Origin of the sequence: Catenisphaera adipataccumulans (genome assembly GCF_014202755.1) — a bacterium.
GTDB classification, from domain to species: Bacteria; Bacillota_I; Bacilli_A; order Erysipelotrichales; family Erysipelotrichaceae; genus Catenisphaera; species Catenisphaera adipataccumulans.
Map to the genome: position 1 here is coordinate 191923 of NZ_JACHHK010000003.1, position 16929 is coordinate 208851.

The following is a 16929-nucleotide window of genomic DNA, read 5'->3' on the forward strand; positions in this document are numbered from 1 at the left end:
GTATTACTGTATTAGTACAGGAGGGGTGAATATGACTTGGAAACTTGATCCGGATCGGCCGATCTATCTGCAGATCATCGATCGGATCCAAACAGATATCGTTACAGGGGTCTACCCGCCCGGAGGGCAGCTGCCTTCGGTGCGTGCCCTGGCACTGGAAGCAGGCGTCAATCCCAACACCCTGCAGAAAGCCATGAGCGAATTAGAACGCAGCGGACTGGTCGAAAGCCATCGGACGAGCGGCCGTTTCGTCACAACGGACGAAGAGAAAATCCGCAGGCTCAAAGAATCCTTGGTAAAGCAGGAGATCCAGACACTGTTAAAAAAGCTTAAGATCTACGGATTGACCAAAGCAGAATTGATCGAATATATTGAAAGAAATGAGGAAGAACAATGAATATATTAGATTGTCATGATTTGACAAAAATTTATCCCGGCCAAACCACGGCACTGGATCATATCAATTTATCCTGCGCGGACGGAAAGATCATTGGCCTGCTCGGCCCCAACGGCAGCGGCAAAACGACACTGGTCAAATTGATCCAGGGGTTATTGACCCCGACAGAAGGTGAAGTTCTGATCGACGGAAAAAAGCCCGGGCCGGAAACAAAGGCAATGGTTTCCTATCTGCCGGATCTGATGTCTTTCGATGAATCGATGAAGATCCGTGATCTCTTTTGGCTGTATCAAGATTTCTACGCCGATTTTGACAAAAGCCGTGCGGAAGATATGATCCAAAAGCTTCAGTTGGATCCATCGGAGAAGATCAAACTGCTTTCGAAAGGAAATAAAGAAAAAGTGCAGCTGATTTTATGCATGGCCCGGAATGCCCGTCTGTATCTGCTGGATGAACCGATCGGCGGCGTCGATCCGGCCACACGTGATTTTATCCTGCACACGATTTTATCCAATTACCAACGTGACAAGGCTTCGATCCTGATTTCGACGCATCTGATTGCCGACGTGGAAAATATCCTGGATGAAGCCATCATTATCCAAAAAGGACATATTCAGCTGCATGAATCGGTCGAGACCATCCGCGAACAATATGGCTGCAGTGTCAACGAATACTTCAAGGAGGCCTTCAAATGTTACTAAAATTATTTAAATATGATATGAAATCCGTCAGTCCGGCATTATTGCTGATATTCGGCGCAACACTGATCCTATCCTATATAAGCGGAAAGATAATGTATGATTATGATCAATCATCCCTTATCCTTTTCCAGGTTTTTAATTTATTATTGTTTGGGATGTTTTTCGTTTCTTCGATCGGCATCCACGTCGTTTTGATCCGGCGTTATAATCAGCGTATGTACCTGGATCAGGCATATTTATATAACTCTCTGCCGGTAAGCAAAGATCAGCTGATGGTATCTCACATCCTGGCGTATGTGGTCTGGGACGTGCTCAGTCAAGTGATGTTAGGACTGTCACTGCTCTTTTTATCCGATATGGCCATCTACGATCAATTTATTGATCATAAAGAGGGACTCAATAGTATGCTTCTGCAGAACTTCGATATTTCACTGAACGGCTTGATTGGCTTCTCATTTGCGTTCATCATTCTGCAGGCGCTTCTCTATGCGGTCTTCTGTCATTTCACATCAGCAATTGCGAACTTCTTTCCGACCAAACGAACCATGGTGTTGGTTTTATGCTACGCGGCCGGGATCATTGTTTACTCGATTTGTTTGGTGAATGTTGGTTCCGTTTCCTCTGCGGATGATCTGAAAAACAATGTCTTATGGTTATTTTTTGTCACTGCCATATTGGTCCTGGTGATCTATTTGATCAATCGGTATTTACTGAAAAGGAAGTACAATTTAATCTAATATCCTGCAAGGCGGAAACGTCTTGCTTTTTTGCATGAAAAAAGCTCCGTATACGGAGCTTCTTATTCACGGATTTGTCCGCTGCCATAAATCAGATATTTTGTGCTGGTCATTTCCGGTAAGCCGATCGGCCCGCGGGCATGCAGCTTCTGGGTACTGATGCCGACTTCGGCACCAAAACCAAACTGGCTGCCGTCCGTAAAACGCGTAGACGCATTATGATAGACACAAGCCGAATCCAAGGCATCCATAAAATACTGAGCCGTCGCTTTATTTTCAGTGACAATGGTTTCCGAGTGCTTGGTGGAATGATCATAAATGTGCTCGATCGCTTCATCCACATCATTGACCACTTTGACGTTCAATTTATAGTCATCATATTCGGTGCTGTAGTTTTCATCCGTTGCCGTCTGTCCCGGCAGATAGTGCAGCGCGGTCTGATCGCCGTAGACCTGCACACGTTCAATTTCCGGTTTCAGTTTGGTCAGAAACTCTTCCGCTACATCCTTATGAACAAGCAGCGTCTCCATTGCGTTGCATACCGAAGGTCTCTGCAGCTTGGCATTGACCGCAATACGCACCGCCATATCCAGGTCGGCTTCCTTATCTACATAGACATGACATAAGCCGGCACCGGTTTCAATAACTGGTACTTTCGCATTCTGCACCACGTGCTGGATCAAGCCTTTGCCGCCGCGCGGAATGACCACATCTACCAGACCGATACCATTTAAAATATCATTGACTGCCTGCCGATCCGTTACCTGGACCATATTGATCACATGAGCCGGCAGCACATCCTTGATGGCTTCGTTCATCACTTCAGCCAGCGCGATATTTGAATGGATAGCTTCCTTGCCGCCTTTGAGCACGCATACATTATTTGTCTTGATACAGATGGCAGCGATATCCACCGTCACATTCGGACGCGATTCATAGATCACCGCCACTGTGCCGATCGGAATGCGGACCTGTTTAATCAGCAGACCGTTGGGACGGTGAATTTCCCGAACCACTTCCCCGATCGGATCCGGCAGAGCAGCGACATCCAAGACCCCTTGGGCAATTTCCTGCAGCCGCGCCTCACTGAGCTGCAGACGGTCGATCATGGATTCGCGCATGCCGTTGGCCCGGGCAGCCTGAATATCTTTATCATTTTCCGAAAGGATATATGACATCCGGTTCAATAAGTTGTCATGGATTTTCTTCAGCGCTTCGATCTTCGTATCCTTGTCGACCAGCTGCATCGCCCGGCACGCAAATTTTGCTTCTTTTAAAGTTTGTTCGATCATCCTTGCATCTCCTTCTTTAAGACCATGTTATTGGCATGGATCACTTCGTCATAATCTTTATAGTGTAAGACCGATTCAATTTCATTTGTCTTCAGACCTTTGATCTTGTTGATTTCTTCGCTGTTATAGTTGACGATGCCGCGGGCGATCAGCCGATCCTGGATATCGATCACGTCCACGACCGCCGACATCGAGAAGTATCCTTCGACTGAAACAACGCCGGAAGGCAGCAGACTTTTATGGCGGCGGATGGCTTTCGCACACCCGTCATCGATGACGATCCTTCCTCGCGGACGGCTCCGATACAGGATCCAGTGCTGCCGGGCGCTTAACGTACGCCCGGATTTTCCGTTAAAGAATGTACCGATCGGTTTGCCGTCCATCAGATCAAGAAAACCATTTTCCGCATCCGCATTGATGATCGCCATATCACAGCCGAATTCGTTGCAGATCTTCGCTGCCCGCAGCTTGGTCACCATCCCGCCGGTACCAACATTCGTATCGGTATCTCCGGCCATCGCGGCCACAGCCGGCGTGATCTCATCGATATCATGGATCAGTTTGGCATTCGGATTCTCGTGCGGATTTTGATTGTATAAACCGTCCACATCACTGACCAGAATGACCAGATCCGCATTGGCGACCGGGACCATCAGACTGGCCAGCGTATCGTTGTCCCCCACCTTGATTTCATCCACTGCCAAGGTATCATTTTCATTGATGATCGGGATGACATTATAATCAAACATCGCCTGCAGGGCATTGTATAAGTTGAGCAGGCGCTTCCGGTCATCAAAATCATCATGATTCAGCAGGATCTGTGCACATTGCAGATGAAAGAGGCGGAACAAATTCTCGTAGGTCTTCATCAACGACGCCTGGCCGATGGCTGCCAGCGCCTGTTTCTGAGACAGCTTATTCGGCCGGCGGCGTAATTTTAGCTCCTGTACACCGGCATTGATCGCGCCGCTGGAAACCACGGTCACTTGGATCCCGCGCCGATGTAACATCGCGATCTGACGGATAAAATTTAATATTCGTTCCGGATCGATGCGGTCATGGTCATCGCACAATGACGAAGAACCAAACTTAATGATCATACGCTTGGTATTGGAAAAATCTCTCATAAAATGTTCCTCATTTTTTTCAGTATACTCTATTCTGCGGTATTTGACAAAAGCGGAAAGACCGTCTTATAGTGAAAGCAGCAGAAAAGAGGAAAGCTATGAAATACGAACAAAAAATCAAAGAACTCGGCATTGATCTGCCGGCTGGTTCTGAACCAAAAGCCATGTACATTCCGGTCAAACAAGTCGGTAACTTATTGTTTATCTCCGGCCAGCTGCCGGCCAAAGCTGACGGCAGCCTGTTGTATGAAGGCAAACTGGGCAGCGAACTGACGCTGGAGCAAGGCCAAGAATGCGCCCGCCTTTGCATCGTCAACATGCTTGCGGCCGTAAAATTCTATTTAGGCGATCTGGACCGCGTGAAAAATGTCGTGAAAGTGCAGGCTTTTGTGGCATCGAAAACGGGATTTGACCAACAGCACCTGGTGACCAACGGCGCCAGCCAACTGTTATTTGATGTCTTCGGCGAAGCCGGCAAACATGCCCGTACCGCGGTCGGTATCAACCAGCTGCCGATGAATTCCCCGGTCGAGGTGGAAGCCATTTTCGAAGTGGAATAAAAAAGTCCCGTGTGACCGGGAACATCCTTTCCAAAAAGAGCATCACAGATGCTCTTTTTTATAAACTCATTTCAAAAGCGATATCCGCCCGCTCAAACGGAAATTTCTCCCGATCGACCGGCATTTCCTGGAAACCGAATTTTCGGTACAAATGGATCGCATGAGTACATTTGCGATTGGAGACAATGATCAAATGCGGGATTTGTTTTTCCTTGGCATAATCGATGCATGCCTTTAAACAGGCACTGCCGGCGCCGGTCCCCGTATACATGCCGCGGGCCGCAAATTTCATAATTTCCCAATCGCCGTCCTCCCGCGGTGCGATCATACATGTCGCCATCACCGCATCTTGATCATCGAGGGCGAAAAATATCTGGCCGCCGTTTTTCAGATAATGATCGATATCGTCAAACTCATTTTCATCCTGTCCCTCGATCTCAAACATGGCCGAGATCCATTCTTTATTTATATCAATAAAATCTTGTTTATATTTTTCTTCATACGGAACGATTTTCATTGTCTTCTCCCTTCTGCATCAACTGCATGATCCGACACATGGCCTGTTCCAGTTCTCTTAACTCCTCATCTGTCAAACGGCCGATGATCTGCCAGATTTCTGTATCCGAAGCCTGGATAAAGGCTTCGGCACGCTGCTTTCCTTTTTCCGTCAAATAGAGACGATACGAACGGCTGTCCTGCTGCGACTGCCGTCGTTCAATATAACCTTTCTTGACATGACGATTGATCACGCGGCTTAAATAGCTTTTATCCATATTCATCACTTTCGAAATATGAGCGGCATTACAGCCTTCCTGCTCATAGATCTCATAAATGACCCGTGCCTCCGAAGCCGAATATTCCGAACCCAGATAATGGTTTCCGAGCAGATTCATCGCCGGCAGATAAAAACGATTAAAGGCACGTACTTGATGGACAATATCACTTTTTGTCTTTGAATCCATAGATTCCTCCATTTAGTTGACTAAATCAACTATTTGTATCCTACTCTAAATAGTTGACTTTGTCAACAAAAAATGATCACGTTTCCGTGATCATTTTGTATCGATCCTTGCTTAGGAAGATGTGTTATTGCTTGTCGACGACGAGGAAGACGACGAATCGTCAGAATCGTCTTGGAGCGCTTCCAGCTCTGCTTCGGCATCATCCAATGCCTCCTGCGCCTGTTTCTTATCGCGTTCTGCCAGCTTTTCGTTCACCAATGCATCTTCTTTATCTTTCTGCGCCTGCTTCAATTCTTTTTTCAGACGCTTGATTTCTTTGGCCTGATCTTTATTTTCTTCCTGCAGTTCCGCTAATTCCTTCGCATTGGATTGCTTCTGATTATAGAAATAGTAGATCCCACAGCCAAAGCACACGATCACTGTGATAAAGACCGCGATCATGATTCGTTTTAAAGACTGCCAGAAAGTAATGCCGCCGGTTTTCTTTTCTTTCTTGGCTTTTTTCTTTTCACGTTTTAAAAAACGTTTGCTTTTCTTATCATTGCCTTTATTTTCCGGTGCTTTTTCTTCCGTCTTTTCTTCTTTTTCCGGTTCGGGTGCCGTTTCTTTCTCTGTTTCTTCTTCGGGATCATCGTATAGATATTCACCACAGTTGACACAGAATTTTACCTGATCATCGTTTTCGTATCCGCAGTTTTTACAGATCATACACATTCCCCTTTGCTTATGTTTTATTCTATCACCTTTTGTTCCGGGGAAAAACCGGAATTCCATTTTTTCACTGTCAATCTTGTATGAAAAAAAGCGCTATTATGCGCTTAACTATTTAAATAAAAACGAATCTGATCCAGCTGATCTAAAACATCGTTGTAGCCCAGGTAATAGAGATCACCTAGTTTTTCCATATTTCGTTCCAGACGTCCAATATCAGGATCCCGGCTCGGACAGATCACATAAACTCGTCCTTGTCGGCGAAGCTTTTCCAGCTCATTGCACTCATCATTATATCGTTCGTCCATATTTTCCAGATTCTTTTCAAACTCCGGATAATTCATATACATCGTCTTCGTGATTGAATGATTTTTCGGTTCGACTTCGTTGCGGTAATCATTCGGTCTGGTTTTCACGACAATGATCTTCTCATAACCTTCTGCCAGTGCCCACGGAAACGGAATGCACATCGAACAGCCGCCGTCCAAATAGGGCTGACCGTCTAATTCCACCATCTGCGACACATACGGCATGGATGCCGAAGCCCGGCAGGCCTGAAAAATGTCTGTGCATTTTCCTTTTTCAAAAAATGCCGGCTGCCCCGTCACACAATTGGTTGCCACGGCGACAAACCGCCGATTCGGTGCATTGAATCGGATCATATCCATCGGATGCTCTTTATCCGCCTCATGAAACATGAAATCAAACCCGATCACACCGTGATTCTGGACCATTGCCTGCGCACCGACATAACGGGAATCATGACGATACGTCAAGTTGATCCGGGCAGCGCGGCCGATCTGGCCGCAAACATAACTGGCTCCGTTCAGCGCACCGGCAGAAACGCCTACCGTTGCCCGCAGGTTGATGTCTGCCTCCATCAAGGCATCCAATACCCCTGACGTATAAACGCCGCGAAAGGCACCGCCCTCGAGCACCAGACATCCTTCTGTTATATGGTTGGTCGCAATACCGGAAGGCAGATCATCTACACCGGAAAACACGCGGTGTGTCCGGCTGATCTGCAGATCTTCCGGGATATCATGTACTTTTTCACGCAATTTCGAAACATTGGCCGCTTTGACACGCTGTTTAATTTGTGCCAGCTCGATTGAATTGATTTTCAAGACAACGCCCCCCTTCGATGACGTGCCCTTACTATAATCAAATCAATATCAGATGTCAAATTGCTTTCTCTGCAACGTGGATCTTCTTGATCTTCCACTGGCTGTCCTTGAAAATCAAAGAAAATTCCAGATTGATTGCAGTTCTGCGGCGCTCCATCAACACATGATCCGCCTGCTGGACCAAAAAGTCCAGATATTCATCATAAACTCGATTATAGGCAGACAGCAGACCTTTTTCTTCGATGATCTGCGCCAATTCCTCCTGATGTTCCTGATAATAATCGTTCCAGCACACTTCATCCAGCCAATTCATACAGCGTACAAAACGATCGTTCGTCACCTTTTCAATATCCGTCCACGCATTTTCATCAATGCTGACGACCTGCAGAACGGCATCTGCGGTCTGATCCATCACATCGATCGACTGCACTTGATAGTCCTGCATACTGGCTCGGATGTAGGCATGAAAAATCTCAACCACAAAATGTTCAAATTTTTCCTGCAGCTGTGTATCGACCGGGATGTCCTTGGCAAAATCCTTCTTCAAAAAATCGATCACATGATCGACACGGGCCGGCGCATCGGTAAAACGTGTCTCATCATCTGCATCCGCATCCAGAGTTTCCAATACACCACGAATATTCCCAGTTTGGGCTTCATCCATGTAGTGATTCAGTACTTGTTTGATTTGTTCCTCTGTTTTCATAAAACTGCCCCACTCTCTTCCGCTATAAACATAGCCTATTTTCAAAAACATTTCCACTTTTTTTCTATAAAGAACAGATATTTCACCATTCTTTTATAAGTTTAATTTATTATAGATTGTTAATGTGACATTCTTTATGTATAAAACAGAAAAAAAGCCCGATATCGGGCTAAAATGGCAGAACGACGGTCTGCGGTTTATCCACATCTTCGACCAAATAAACGGAATCATGGATGCGGACCACAGGATCACACAGCTTTAAATACGGGTCAATCGTTTGGATTTCCGAATAACCGTATGGTCCATGCCGATAGTGCATTGGAATCAGGACTCGGGGCTGCAGACGATCCGCAATATGTTTGATCCGTGCCGGCTCCAATGTATAGAATCCGCCGACCGGCATCATCATCACATCGGCATTTTTCAGTTTTGCTTCCTGCTCCGGCATCAGCGGACAGCCAATATCTCCCATGTGGACAATTTTTTTCGTCCCGTCGGATAAGATATAAATTCGATTGGTTCCGCGCTGCCGGCCGTGATTTTCGTCATGGAACGAATCAATATAGGCGATCTGCCAAGGATCTGGATGCCCTTGCCGTTTCTTGACACATTCTCTGCCGCTGTGATCGGCATGTTCGTGGCTGCACAATACTAAGTCCGCTTCTGTGCGCAGCGGCGGATATCCAGGTACAGAACCATCTTTATATGGATCGAAAACAATGATGAAGTCATCCCGGATCACTTGAAAACAGCTGTGTCCAAGCCATTTGATCTGAATCATAAAGTCACCTCCGTTGTTTTTATTATAGCATGCTCCGTTTTGACAAAAACACCGGAATCTTGTAAAATACAGGAGATAAAAGGGAGTAGTCACATGGGAAACCATGTTGATTGAATCGTCATCACGCTAATCCATTTAGCCGGTTTTCTCAGCAAGCACAAGACTTTTATCACATGTTTTCATGTGTGATAAAAGTCTTTTTCTTTTATCACCGGAAAGGAGCACATATATTATGATGTATGTCCTGTTATTGATCGGGTTCTTCTTCCTGGTCAAAGGAGCGGACTTGTTTGTCGACGGCAGCTCATCGCTTGCCGGAATATTAAAAGTTCCCAGTGTCATCATTGGACTGACCATCGTTGCCTTTGGAACCAGCGCCCCGGAAGCAGCTGTCAGTATCAGCGCCGCTGTGGCCGGTAATAATGACATTGCTTTCAGCAACGTCGTGGGGTCCAACATTTTCAACACCTTAGTCGTTGTCGGCTGCAGTGCGATCATCGCAGATTTTACGGTCAACAAAAGCATCTTAAAACGTGATATGCCGTTAAATATTATTATTTCTGCCCTGCTGATCGTGTTTGCCGCCAATCTGACCATGAGCCAATGGGAAGGCCTGATCCTGACCATCGGCATCATTCTCTATGTTATCGTGATGGTGCGTTCCGCCATCAACAACCGTGCGGAAGAAGAGCCGATCAAGCAGCTCAGTCTGCCGAAAAGTCTGGTCTTCATCGCAATTGGTTTGGCTGCGGTCATCGTCGGCGGCGATCTGGTCGTCGACAACGCCACGTTGATCGCGCGCAGCTGGGGCGTATCGGATAACTTCATCGCCCTGACCATCGTTGCGATCGGCACCTCACTGCCGGAACTGATGACCAGCGTCGTCGCTTCCCGCAAAGGACAAAGCGGGCTCGCGTTAGGCAATGCGATCGGATCAAATATTTTCAATATCTTATTCGTTCTTGGCTTCTCTTGCCTGCTGCATCCGCTGCATCTGGAAGCTGAATCCTGGATCGACAGCATCATTCTGTTGGGCGTTGCGGTCCTGATTTATCTTTTCAGCCGCACCAAAGGCAAACTTTCCCGCAAAGAAGGCATCATCATGGTTGCCGTTTATGTGGTGTATACAATTTATTTATTCATTCGATAAAAAAAGAGAACGGTCGTATGCGTTTACCGTTCCCGGGAGACTGCTTCGGCGGTCTCCTTTTCTATTATAGACCAATTCCGTCTAAAATCAATCACCCATCAAAGTAAGCATAATTGCTTTCTGCGCATGCAGGCGATTTTCTGCTTCTTCGAAGATTTCATCCGCATGGGCTTCAAAAACCTCTTCAGTGATTTCTTCGCCGCGGTGCGCCGGAAGGCAATGCAGCACCATCGCATCCGGATGTGCTTCTGCCATCAAAGCCGCGTTGACCTGATACGTTCCTTCAAACACTTGACGGCGTTTTTCTGCTTCGCCTTCTTCGCCCATGCTTGCCCAGACATCCGTCAAGATCACATCGGCATCTTTGACAGCCGTCATCGGATCATCGACACATTCGAAGCAATCGTATGCTTCCGCAAACTGCAGCACCTTCGGATCCGGCTTATATCCCTGCGGACATGCACAGGAAAAAGCCATTCCCGTTTTCAGTGCACCGACCATCAAAGAATTGCACATATTGTTGCCGTCACCAATAAAGGCCATCTTCAGTCCGGCCAGCTTGCCTTTCCGTTCACGAATGGTCTGCAGATCGGCCATGACCTGGCACGGATGCGCAAAATCTGTCAAGCCGTTGATGACCGGGATCGAACCAAATTTAGCCAGTCCTTCAACTTCTTCCTGCTCATAAGTTCGGATCATGATCCCATCCAGATAGCGGGAAAGCACACGCGCTGTATCCTGCACCGGTTCGCCGCGGCCGATCTGCATGGTCGCTGCATCCAAATGCAGCGGATAAGCCCCTAGCTGCACGGCACCAACTTCAAAAGACACGCGGGTACGGGTACTGGATTTCCGGAAAATCAGACCGATGGTTTTATTTTTTAGATACGGTCTGAAGATTCCCTGTTTGGTCTCTTGTTTCAGCTGATCAGCCAGATCCAGCATTTCGATGATCTCATCGGCCGGTGTCTCCAACAATGTTAAAAAGTGTTTCATTTACGCTTCCTCCCAATGACTCAGTACATCTTTTAAGATATTCAGTCCTTCATCGATTTCCGCTTTCGTCATCACCAACGGCGGCAGCAGACGCAGACGGTCCTTCGCCGTCAGAAACAGCGCACCTTTTTTCAGACACGCATTCACCACATCGATGCCCTTCATCTCATCAAACTGTACGCCAAGCATCATTCCCAAGCCGTCAACTTGAACCACATGCGGAAGTTTCGATAATTCACTCTTTAAATAATCGCCCTTTTCTTTCACTTCGTCAAGGAAAGCCGGCGTTAATGTATCTATGACCACATTGGCACCGGCACATACGATCGGATTGCCGCCGAATGTCGAACCATGGTCACCCGGCTGAAAGACATCTTCGCATTTTTCACCGATCAGCGCAGCACCGATCGGCAGACCGCCGCCCAGCCCTTTGGCACTGGACACCAGATCCGGCTGAATACCGAACTGCTCATACGCAAAGAATGTACCGCAGCGGCCGATACCGGTCTGTACTTCATCCACCATCAGCAGCCAGTCATTTTCTTTGCATAAATCAGCCACATCCTGAACAAATTTCGGATCCAGCGGCACGACGCCGCCTTCTCCCTGGATCATTTCCAATAAAATGGCCGCCGTATGTTCATTTGTCTTCGCTTTCACATCTTCCAGATTCGGATCGGCGTACTGAAAGCCGGTCGGCATCGGGAAGAAATCTTGATGGAACACTTCCTGACCGGTCGCCGATAAGGTCTCCATGGTCCGGCCATGGAAAGAATTATTCAAGGTACAAATTTCGGTGCGCCGGCCATGATAATGATCATTGGCATACTTGCGGGCCGCCTTGATGATGGCTTCGTTGGCCTCGGCGCCGGAATTGCCGAAAAAGACTTTTTTCATGCCGGCTCTGGTCACCAGCTTTTCGGCCAGTTCCAACATCGGTTCATTGTAGAAAAGATTGGAAGTATGCGCAATCGTGCCAGCTTGTTCCCGGACCGCCTGCACCCAGGCTTCATATTGATAGCCAAGAGAATTGACACCGATCCCGCTGGTAAAATCTATATATTTTTTCCCTTCGTCGTCATATACATAGACGCCTTTTCCGGACTGGATCAAAACCGGAAAACGCGCATACGAATGCGCGACATATTGATCATCGATTTCTTTAAAGTTCTTCATATTCATCTCCTACGATCATCGTTCCGATTCCTTCATCACTGAGCATTTCAATCAACAGCGCATGCGGAATGCGGCCGTCGATGATCACCGTTTTCTTGACACCCTGTCGGACACAATCCACACAGCACTGCACTTTCGGGATCATACCGCCGGAAATGATCCCCGCTTCCATCAGATGCTGAACATCCCGGACATGGATCTGCGGGATCAAGGAACCTTCATCCTCTGCATCTTTCAATACGCCTGGCACATTGGAAACAAAGACCATGTTTTCTGCATTCAGCGCACCGGCGATCGCACTGGCTGCCATATCCGCATTGATATTGTATACATGATTGTCATCCGTACCGATGCTGGCGACGACCGGAATATAGCCGTCATCCAGCAGTTTGAAGATCAACTGCGGGTGGATCTCGACGATATCGCCGACATACCCCAGATCCGGCGTTTCATGTTTTTTTGCTTCGATGATATTTCCGTCCATGCCGCAGATACCGACGGCTTTTGATTTCAGATCCGAGATCATCGATACCAGATTTTTATTGGTCTTTCCGGCCAGGACCATCTGCACATAGCTCATGGTCTCTTCATCGGTATAACGCAGGCCGTCGATGAATTTGGATTCCTTGCCGACCGCCTTCAGCATCGCGTTGATATCCGGTCCGCCGCCGTGCACCAGTACGATCTTGACCCCGATCTCACTCAGCAGCACGACATCTTCCATGACATTCTTTTTCAGTTGTTCATCGGTCATCGCGTTGCCGCCGTATTTGATGACCACGATCTTATTGTTGTATTTTTGAATATACGGTAAGGCCTGCGATAAAATACGGGCCTTTTCAATTGCCTGATCTTTCATGTCCGATACTCCCCGTTGATCTTTACATAATCATATGTCATATCACAGCCCCAGGCTTCCGCCTGTCCGGTACCGTCGTGCAGAACCACGGACACGGTGATCTCATCTTGTTTCAGAACCTCCAGGGCTTTGTCTTCACTGAACGGGATGCCATGACCATCCCGGCAGACTGCTACATCGCCGCCGGCACTGATCAGATCAACATCCACCTGATCGATATCCACTTTGGCATCGGCATATCCAATGGCACACAAGATCCGGCCCCAATTGGCATCCTCGCCAAAGATCGCACACTTCAGCAGGGTCGAAGAAACTACCGACATGGCGATCGCTTTTGCATCTTTCACCGATGCACCGCCCGTCACTTTGCATGTCAGCAGCTTGGTCGCACCTTCGCCGTCTTTGGCAAGCATCTTGGACAGATGCATCGCCACTTCATACAATGCCTTTTTAAATATTTGGTAATCTTCATTCTTTTCCGTGATGCATGCGTTGCCGGCCATCCCATTGGCCAATACCCCGAAGGTATCATTGGTCGAGGTATCTCCGTCGATATAGATCATATTATAGGTGTCGGCACAAACTTCATGCAGCGCTTCAGTAAGCATGGCCGCGCTGATATTCACATCCGTAGTCACGAATGAAAGCATCGTGGCCATATTGGGATGGATCATGCCGGAGCCTTTGGCCATGCCGCCCAAGGCGCAGGGTTTGCCGTCCAGTTCAAAAGTAACGGCATATTCTTTCGGATGGGTATCCGTCGTCATGATTGCCTGGGCCGCATCTGTATGTCCATCCTGATCCAAACCGGCTGTCAATTTTGCCATATTGGCGGTGATCGGTCCTAACGGCAGCGGCTGTCCGATCACGCCGGTGGATGCGATCATCATTTTTTCCGGGTCAATGTCCAGCGCGTGCGCCGCACTGTCACACATTGCTTCCGCGATCTCAATGCCGTCCGCATTGCAAGTATTGGCATTACCGCTGTTGACGACAATGGCTTGGGCCGTTCCATTCTTCAAATGAGCTTTGGTTACTTGGATCGGGGCTCCTTTTACTTTATTGGTCGTGTAAACGCAGGCAGCGGTCCCCGGCTGTTCACTGTAGATCAGTGCCAGGTCTTTCCGGGCCGGATCCTGATCGCGGATCCCGGCATGGATGCCGTTGGCCGTAAATCCTTTCGCTGCACACACTCCTTTTGCGGAACACTTCATAGTTTTTCCTTTCTAGAACGAAGGCGCGATCCCTTTCAGACCGGCATCTTCCTCAAAATGATACATGATATTCATATTCTGGATGGCCTGGCCGGCTGCGCCCTTGACCATATTATCGATACAAGAAACAACAATGAACATACCGGTATGTTCATCCATATGCAAAGAAATATCACAATAGTTTGAATACTTCACAAATTTCAGATCCGCGGTCTTGCCAAGATCCAGCACCCGCACAAATGGAGCATCCGCATAGGTATCGACATACAGCTGATGGATCTGTTCCAGATCGACTTTCTTCGTACAATGCAGATAGATGGTCGAAACGATGCCGCGGTTGATCGGCAGCAGATGCGGAACAAACGTCACCTGCACGGGTTCTTCGGCAAATCCGGACAGCGTTTGTTCAATTTCCGGGGTATGACGGTGGCAGCCGACCTTATAGGGCGCAAATGCTTCATTGGTCCGCGGAAAATGCGTTCCTTCTGTCAATTTTTTACCAGAACCGGTCACACCGGATTTGGAGTCAATGATGATCGGCATTCCCTTTGCCCAATGGTTCTTGAGCACCGGGTAACATCCCAATGCCGCAGAAGTCGGATAACATCCCGGATTACCGATGACCGAAGCTTGTTCAATTTCATCGTGATAGATCTCACTTAAACCATAGACCGCATCGGCATGTAACTTTTCATTCTGAAAAGAATGATCATACCATTGTTCATATACATCGGCATCCTTTAAACGAAAATCGGCGCCAAGATCGATAAATTTCTTTCCTTGTTGAACACAGGCTTCGGCGATCGGTTCAGAATAACCGCTTGGCAGCGCCGCAAATACACAGTCACTTTTGGCGATGACTTCATCCTGCTCAACGAACGTCAGATCGCAGACATCCTGAAATCCTGGATACAACGAAGCCAGCGTCTGGCCGGTATATTGATGCGATGAGACCGCTGTCACCTGCACGTGCGGATGCCGCAGCAGCAGACGAACGAGTTCGGCGCCGCCATATCCGCTGGCACCGATCACACCGACATGTAATTTAGACATAGTTCTTCAGCTCCTTTTTCACACTTTCAATATGCGCCTTGACCGTCTCCGGGGCCGGTCCGCCGATTGCTTTCCGTTTGGAAACACATGTTTCCAGCGCGATCGCATCATAGACATCCTCATCAAATAACTCACTGGCTTTTTGATAATCAGTCAGCGACAAAGTTTCCAACGTCAGCCCATGATCCATACAATATTTCACCAACTGACCGACCGTTGTATACGCATCCCGGAACGCCATGCCTTTTTTCGTTAAATAATCGGCACAATCCGTGGCGTTGATAAAGCCTTTGGCGGCCGCCTTGCGCATATTTTCCGGCAGCACCCGCATCGTTTCGATCATCGGCGTCATTGTGATCAGACAATGATGAACCGTTGCGGCACTGTCCATAAAAGCTTCTTTATCTTCCTGCATATCCTTATTATACGCCAGCGGCAAGCCTTTCATCATGGTCAAGAGGGTCTGCAGATTGCCGTATACCCGGCCGGTCTTGCCGCGTACCAGCTCCGCTACATCCGGATTCTTTTTCTGCGGCATGATGCTCGAGCCGGTCGCAAACGCATCGCTTAATTCGACATATTTGAATTCCCAGCTGCACCAGAGGATGATTTCTTCACACAACCGAGATAAATGCATCATGATCTGGCTGAAGGCACTGACCATTTCGATGGCAAAATCCCGATCGCTGACACCATCTAAGCTGTTTAATGTCGGTCCGTCAAAACCAAGCAGTTCAGCGGTCATTTCCCGATCGATCGGATAGGTGGTCGTCGCCAAGGCACCGCAGCCCAGCGGGCATTGGTTAGCTCGTTTCTCGGCGTCAGCCAGACGGGACAGATCCCGCTTGAACATTTCGACATACGCCATCAAATGATGGGCAAATGTGATCGGCTGTGCCCTTTGGAGATGGGTATAACCTGGCATGATGGTTTCTGTATTGGCTTCTGCCTGCTCCAGCAGGGCATTTATCAGATCGATGACGTCTGCCGATACGATCCGGCAGGATTTGATCGCATACATTTTAAAATCCACGGCGACCTGATCATTGCGGCTGCGTGCGGTGTGCAGCTTTTTGCCTGCCGGGGTCCGTTTGGTCAATTCCCCTTCGATAAACATATGAATGTCTTCTGCTTCTGGATCGATCACCAGCGCACCCGTTTCGATATCGGACTTGATCTGTTTCAGATGTTTCACAATTTCATCAGCCGATTCCTGATCGATGATGTTCTGATGCGCCAGCATCGTCACATGCGCGATGCTTCCGGCAATATCTTCATTGACCATATTTTGATCGACGGCGATGGATGAATTAAATTCATCCAGCCGGCGGTCGCTTTGTGTGTGAAATCTTGCGCCCCATAATGCCATAATTCTGCTCC

The 16929-nt window shown here is 47.9% G+C and carries 19 protein-coding genes; 5 read left to right on the forward strand and 14 right to left on the reverse strand.

What is annotated here, in order from left to right; genetic code table 11:
- The first annotated feature begins 31 nt into the window (after window positions 1-31).
- The 3 genes from HNQ47_RS04965 (at window position 32) to HNQ47_RS04975 (ending at window position 1835) form a co-directional block, all read left to right on the forward strand.
- A complete protein-coding gene (locus tag HNQ47_RS04965; RefSeq protein WP_183328166.1) occupies window positions 32-397 on the forward strand; it encodes a GntR family transcriptional regulator in 366 nt (121 codons plus the stop codon).
- Window positions 394-1098 (forward strand): ABC transporter ATP-binding protein, encoded by a 705-nt coding sequence (locus HNQ47_RS04970; RefSeq protein ID WP_183328168.1) that lies wholly within the window; start codon window positions 394-396, stop codon window positions 1096-1098. Before HNQ47_RS04965 ends, HNQ47_RS04970 begins: the two co-directional genes overlap by 4 nt.
- A 146-nt stretch (window positions 1099-1244) precedes the next feature.
- Complete coding sequence (locus HNQ47_RS04975; protein WP_221248029.1) at window positions 1245-1835, forward strand: hypothetical protein; 591 nt, start codon at window positions 1245-1247, stop codon at window positions 1833-1835.
- Window positions 1836-1897: 62 nt separating this feature from the next.
- Here the strand turns inward: HNQ47_RS04975 and HNQ47_RS04980 are convergent, their stop codons facing one another.
- Complete coding sequence (locus HNQ47_RS04980) at window positions 1898-3127, reverse strand: glutamate-5-semialdehyde dehydrogenase (RefSeq protein ID WP_183328171.1); 1230 nt, start codon at window positions 3125-3127, stop codon at window positions 1898-1900.
- On the reverse strand, window positions 3124-4254 hold the full coding sequence (proB, locus tag HNQ47_RS04985; protein WP_183328173.1) for a glutamate 5-kinase: 1131 nt from the start codon (window positions 4252-4254) through the stop codon (window positions 3124-3126). The genes HNQ47_RS04980 and proB overlap by 4 nt, the downstream gene beginning before the upstream one ends.
- Window positions 4255-4352: 98 nt before the next feature.
- Here proB and HNQ47_RS04990 point away from each other — a divergent pair, with 98 nt between their 5' ends.
- Complete coding sequence (locus tag HNQ47_RS04990; protein ID WP_183328175.1) at window positions 4353-4814, forward strand: RidA family protein; 462 nt, start codon at window positions 4353-4355, stop codon at window positions 4812-4814.
- Between the two features lie 58 nt (window positions 4815-4872).
- Here HNQ47_RS04990 and HNQ47_RS04995 read toward each other — a convergent pair whose 3' ends face one another.
- The 6 genes from HNQ47_RS04995 to HNQ47_RS05020 all read right to left on the reverse strand — a co-directional run bounded on the left by HNQ47_RS04995 (window position 4873) and on the right by HNQ47_RS05020 (window position 9101).
- Window positions 4873-5331 (reverse strand): GNAT family N-acetyltransferase, encoded by a 459-nt coding sequence (locus tag HNQ47_RS04995; RefSeq protein WP_183328177.1) that lies wholly within the window; start codon window positions 5329-5331, stop codon window positions 4873-4875.
- Window positions 5312-5776 carry a MarR family winged helix-turn-helix transcriptional regulator gene (locus HNQ47_RS05000; RefSeq protein ID WP_183328179.1) on the reverse strand — a complete coding sequence of 155 codons (465 nt, stop codon included), beginning with the start codon at window positions 5774-5776 and terminating at the stop codon, window positions 5312-5314. The genes HNQ47_RS04995 and HNQ47_RS05000 overlap by 20 nt, the downstream gene beginning before the upstream one ends.
- 111 nt (window positions 5777-5887) lie before the next feature.
- Window positions 5888-6484 carry a zinc ribbon domain-containing protein gene (locus tag HNQ47_RS05005; RefSeq protein ID WP_183328181.1) on the reverse strand — a complete coding sequence of 199 codons (597 nt, stop codon included), beginning with the start codon at window positions 6482-6484 and terminating at the stop codon, window positions 5888-5890.
- Between the two features lie 110 nt (window positions 6485-6594).
- Window positions 6595-7614 (reverse strand): patatin-like phospholipase family protein, encoded by a 1020-nt coding sequence (locus HNQ47_RS05010; RefSeq protein WP_246346063.1) that lies wholly within the window; start codon window positions 7612-7614, stop codon window positions 6595-6597.
- A gap of 55 nt (window positions 7615-7669) precedes the next feature.
- Window positions 7670-8320 carry a hypothetical protein gene (locus tag HNQ47_RS05015; RefSeq protein WP_183328183.1) on the reverse strand — a complete coding sequence of 217 codons (651 nt, stop codon included), beginning with the start codon at window positions 8318-8320 and terminating at the stop codon, window positions 7670-7672.
- A 169-nt stretch (window positions 8321-8489) separates the two neighbouring features.
- A complete protein-coding gene (locus HNQ47_RS05020) occupies window positions 8490-9101 on the reverse strand; it encodes an MBL fold metallo-hydrolase (protein ID WP_183328185.1) in 612 nt (203 codons plus the stop codon).
- A 232-nt stretch (window positions 9102-9333) separates the two neighbouring features.
- On the opposite strand from HNQ47_RS05020, the gene HNQ47_RS05025 reads away from it, so the two are divergent.
- Window positions 9334-10251, forward strand: coding sequence for a calcium/sodium antiporter (locus HNQ47_RS05025; protein ID WP_183328187.1), 918 nt, complete (start codon window positions 9334-9336; stop codon window positions 10249-10251).
- 87 nt (window positions 10252-10338) lie between these two features.
- Here the strand turns inward: HNQ47_RS05025 and argF are convergent, their stop codons facing one another.
- The 6 genes from argF to argH are packed head-to-tail and all read right to left on the reverse strand — an operon-like array spanning window position 10339 to window position 16918.
- Window positions 10339-11247 (reverse strand): ornithine carbamoyltransferase, encoded by a 909-nt coding sequence (gene argF / locus HNQ47_RS05030; protein WP_183328189.1) that lies wholly within the window; start codon window positions 11245-11247, stop codon window positions 10339-10341.
- Window positions 11248-12423 carry an aspartate aminotransferase family protein gene (locus HNQ47_RS05035; protein WP_246346065.1) on the reverse strand — a complete coding sequence of 392 codons (1176 nt, stop codon included), beginning with the start codon at window positions 12421-12423 and terminating at the stop codon, window positions 11248-11250.
- Window positions 12410-13282, reverse strand: coding sequence for an acetylglutamate kinase (argB, locus tag HNQ47_RS05040; RefSeq protein WP_183328193.1), 873 nt, complete (start codon window positions 13280-13282; stop codon window positions 12410-12412). The genes HNQ47_RS05035 and argB overlap by 14 nt, the downstream gene beginning before the upstream one ends.
- Window positions 13279-14496 (reverse strand): bifunctional glutamate N-acetyltransferase/amino-acid acetyltransferase ArgJ, encoded by a 1218-nt coding sequence (gene argJ / locus HNQ47_RS05045; RefSeq protein ID WP_183328195.1) that lies wholly within the window; start codon window positions 14494-14496, stop codon window positions 13279-13281. Before argJ ends, argB begins: the two co-directional genes overlap by 4 nt.
- A 12-nt stretch (window positions 14497-14508) precedes the next feature.
- Window positions 14509-15549, reverse strand: a complete 1041-nt coding sequence (gene argC / locus HNQ47_RS05050; protein ID WP_183328197.1) for an N-acetyl-gamma-glutamyl-phosphate reductase — start codon at window positions 15547-15549, stop codon at window positions 14509-14511.
- On the reverse strand, window positions 15542-16918 hold the full coding sequence (argH, locus tag HNQ47_RS05055) for an argininosuccinate lyase (RefSeq protein WP_183328199.1): 1377 nt from the start codon (window positions 16916-16918) through the stop codon (window positions 15542-15544). Before argH ends, argC begins: the two co-directional genes overlap by 8 nt.
- Window positions 16919-16929: the final 11 nt, after the last annotated feature.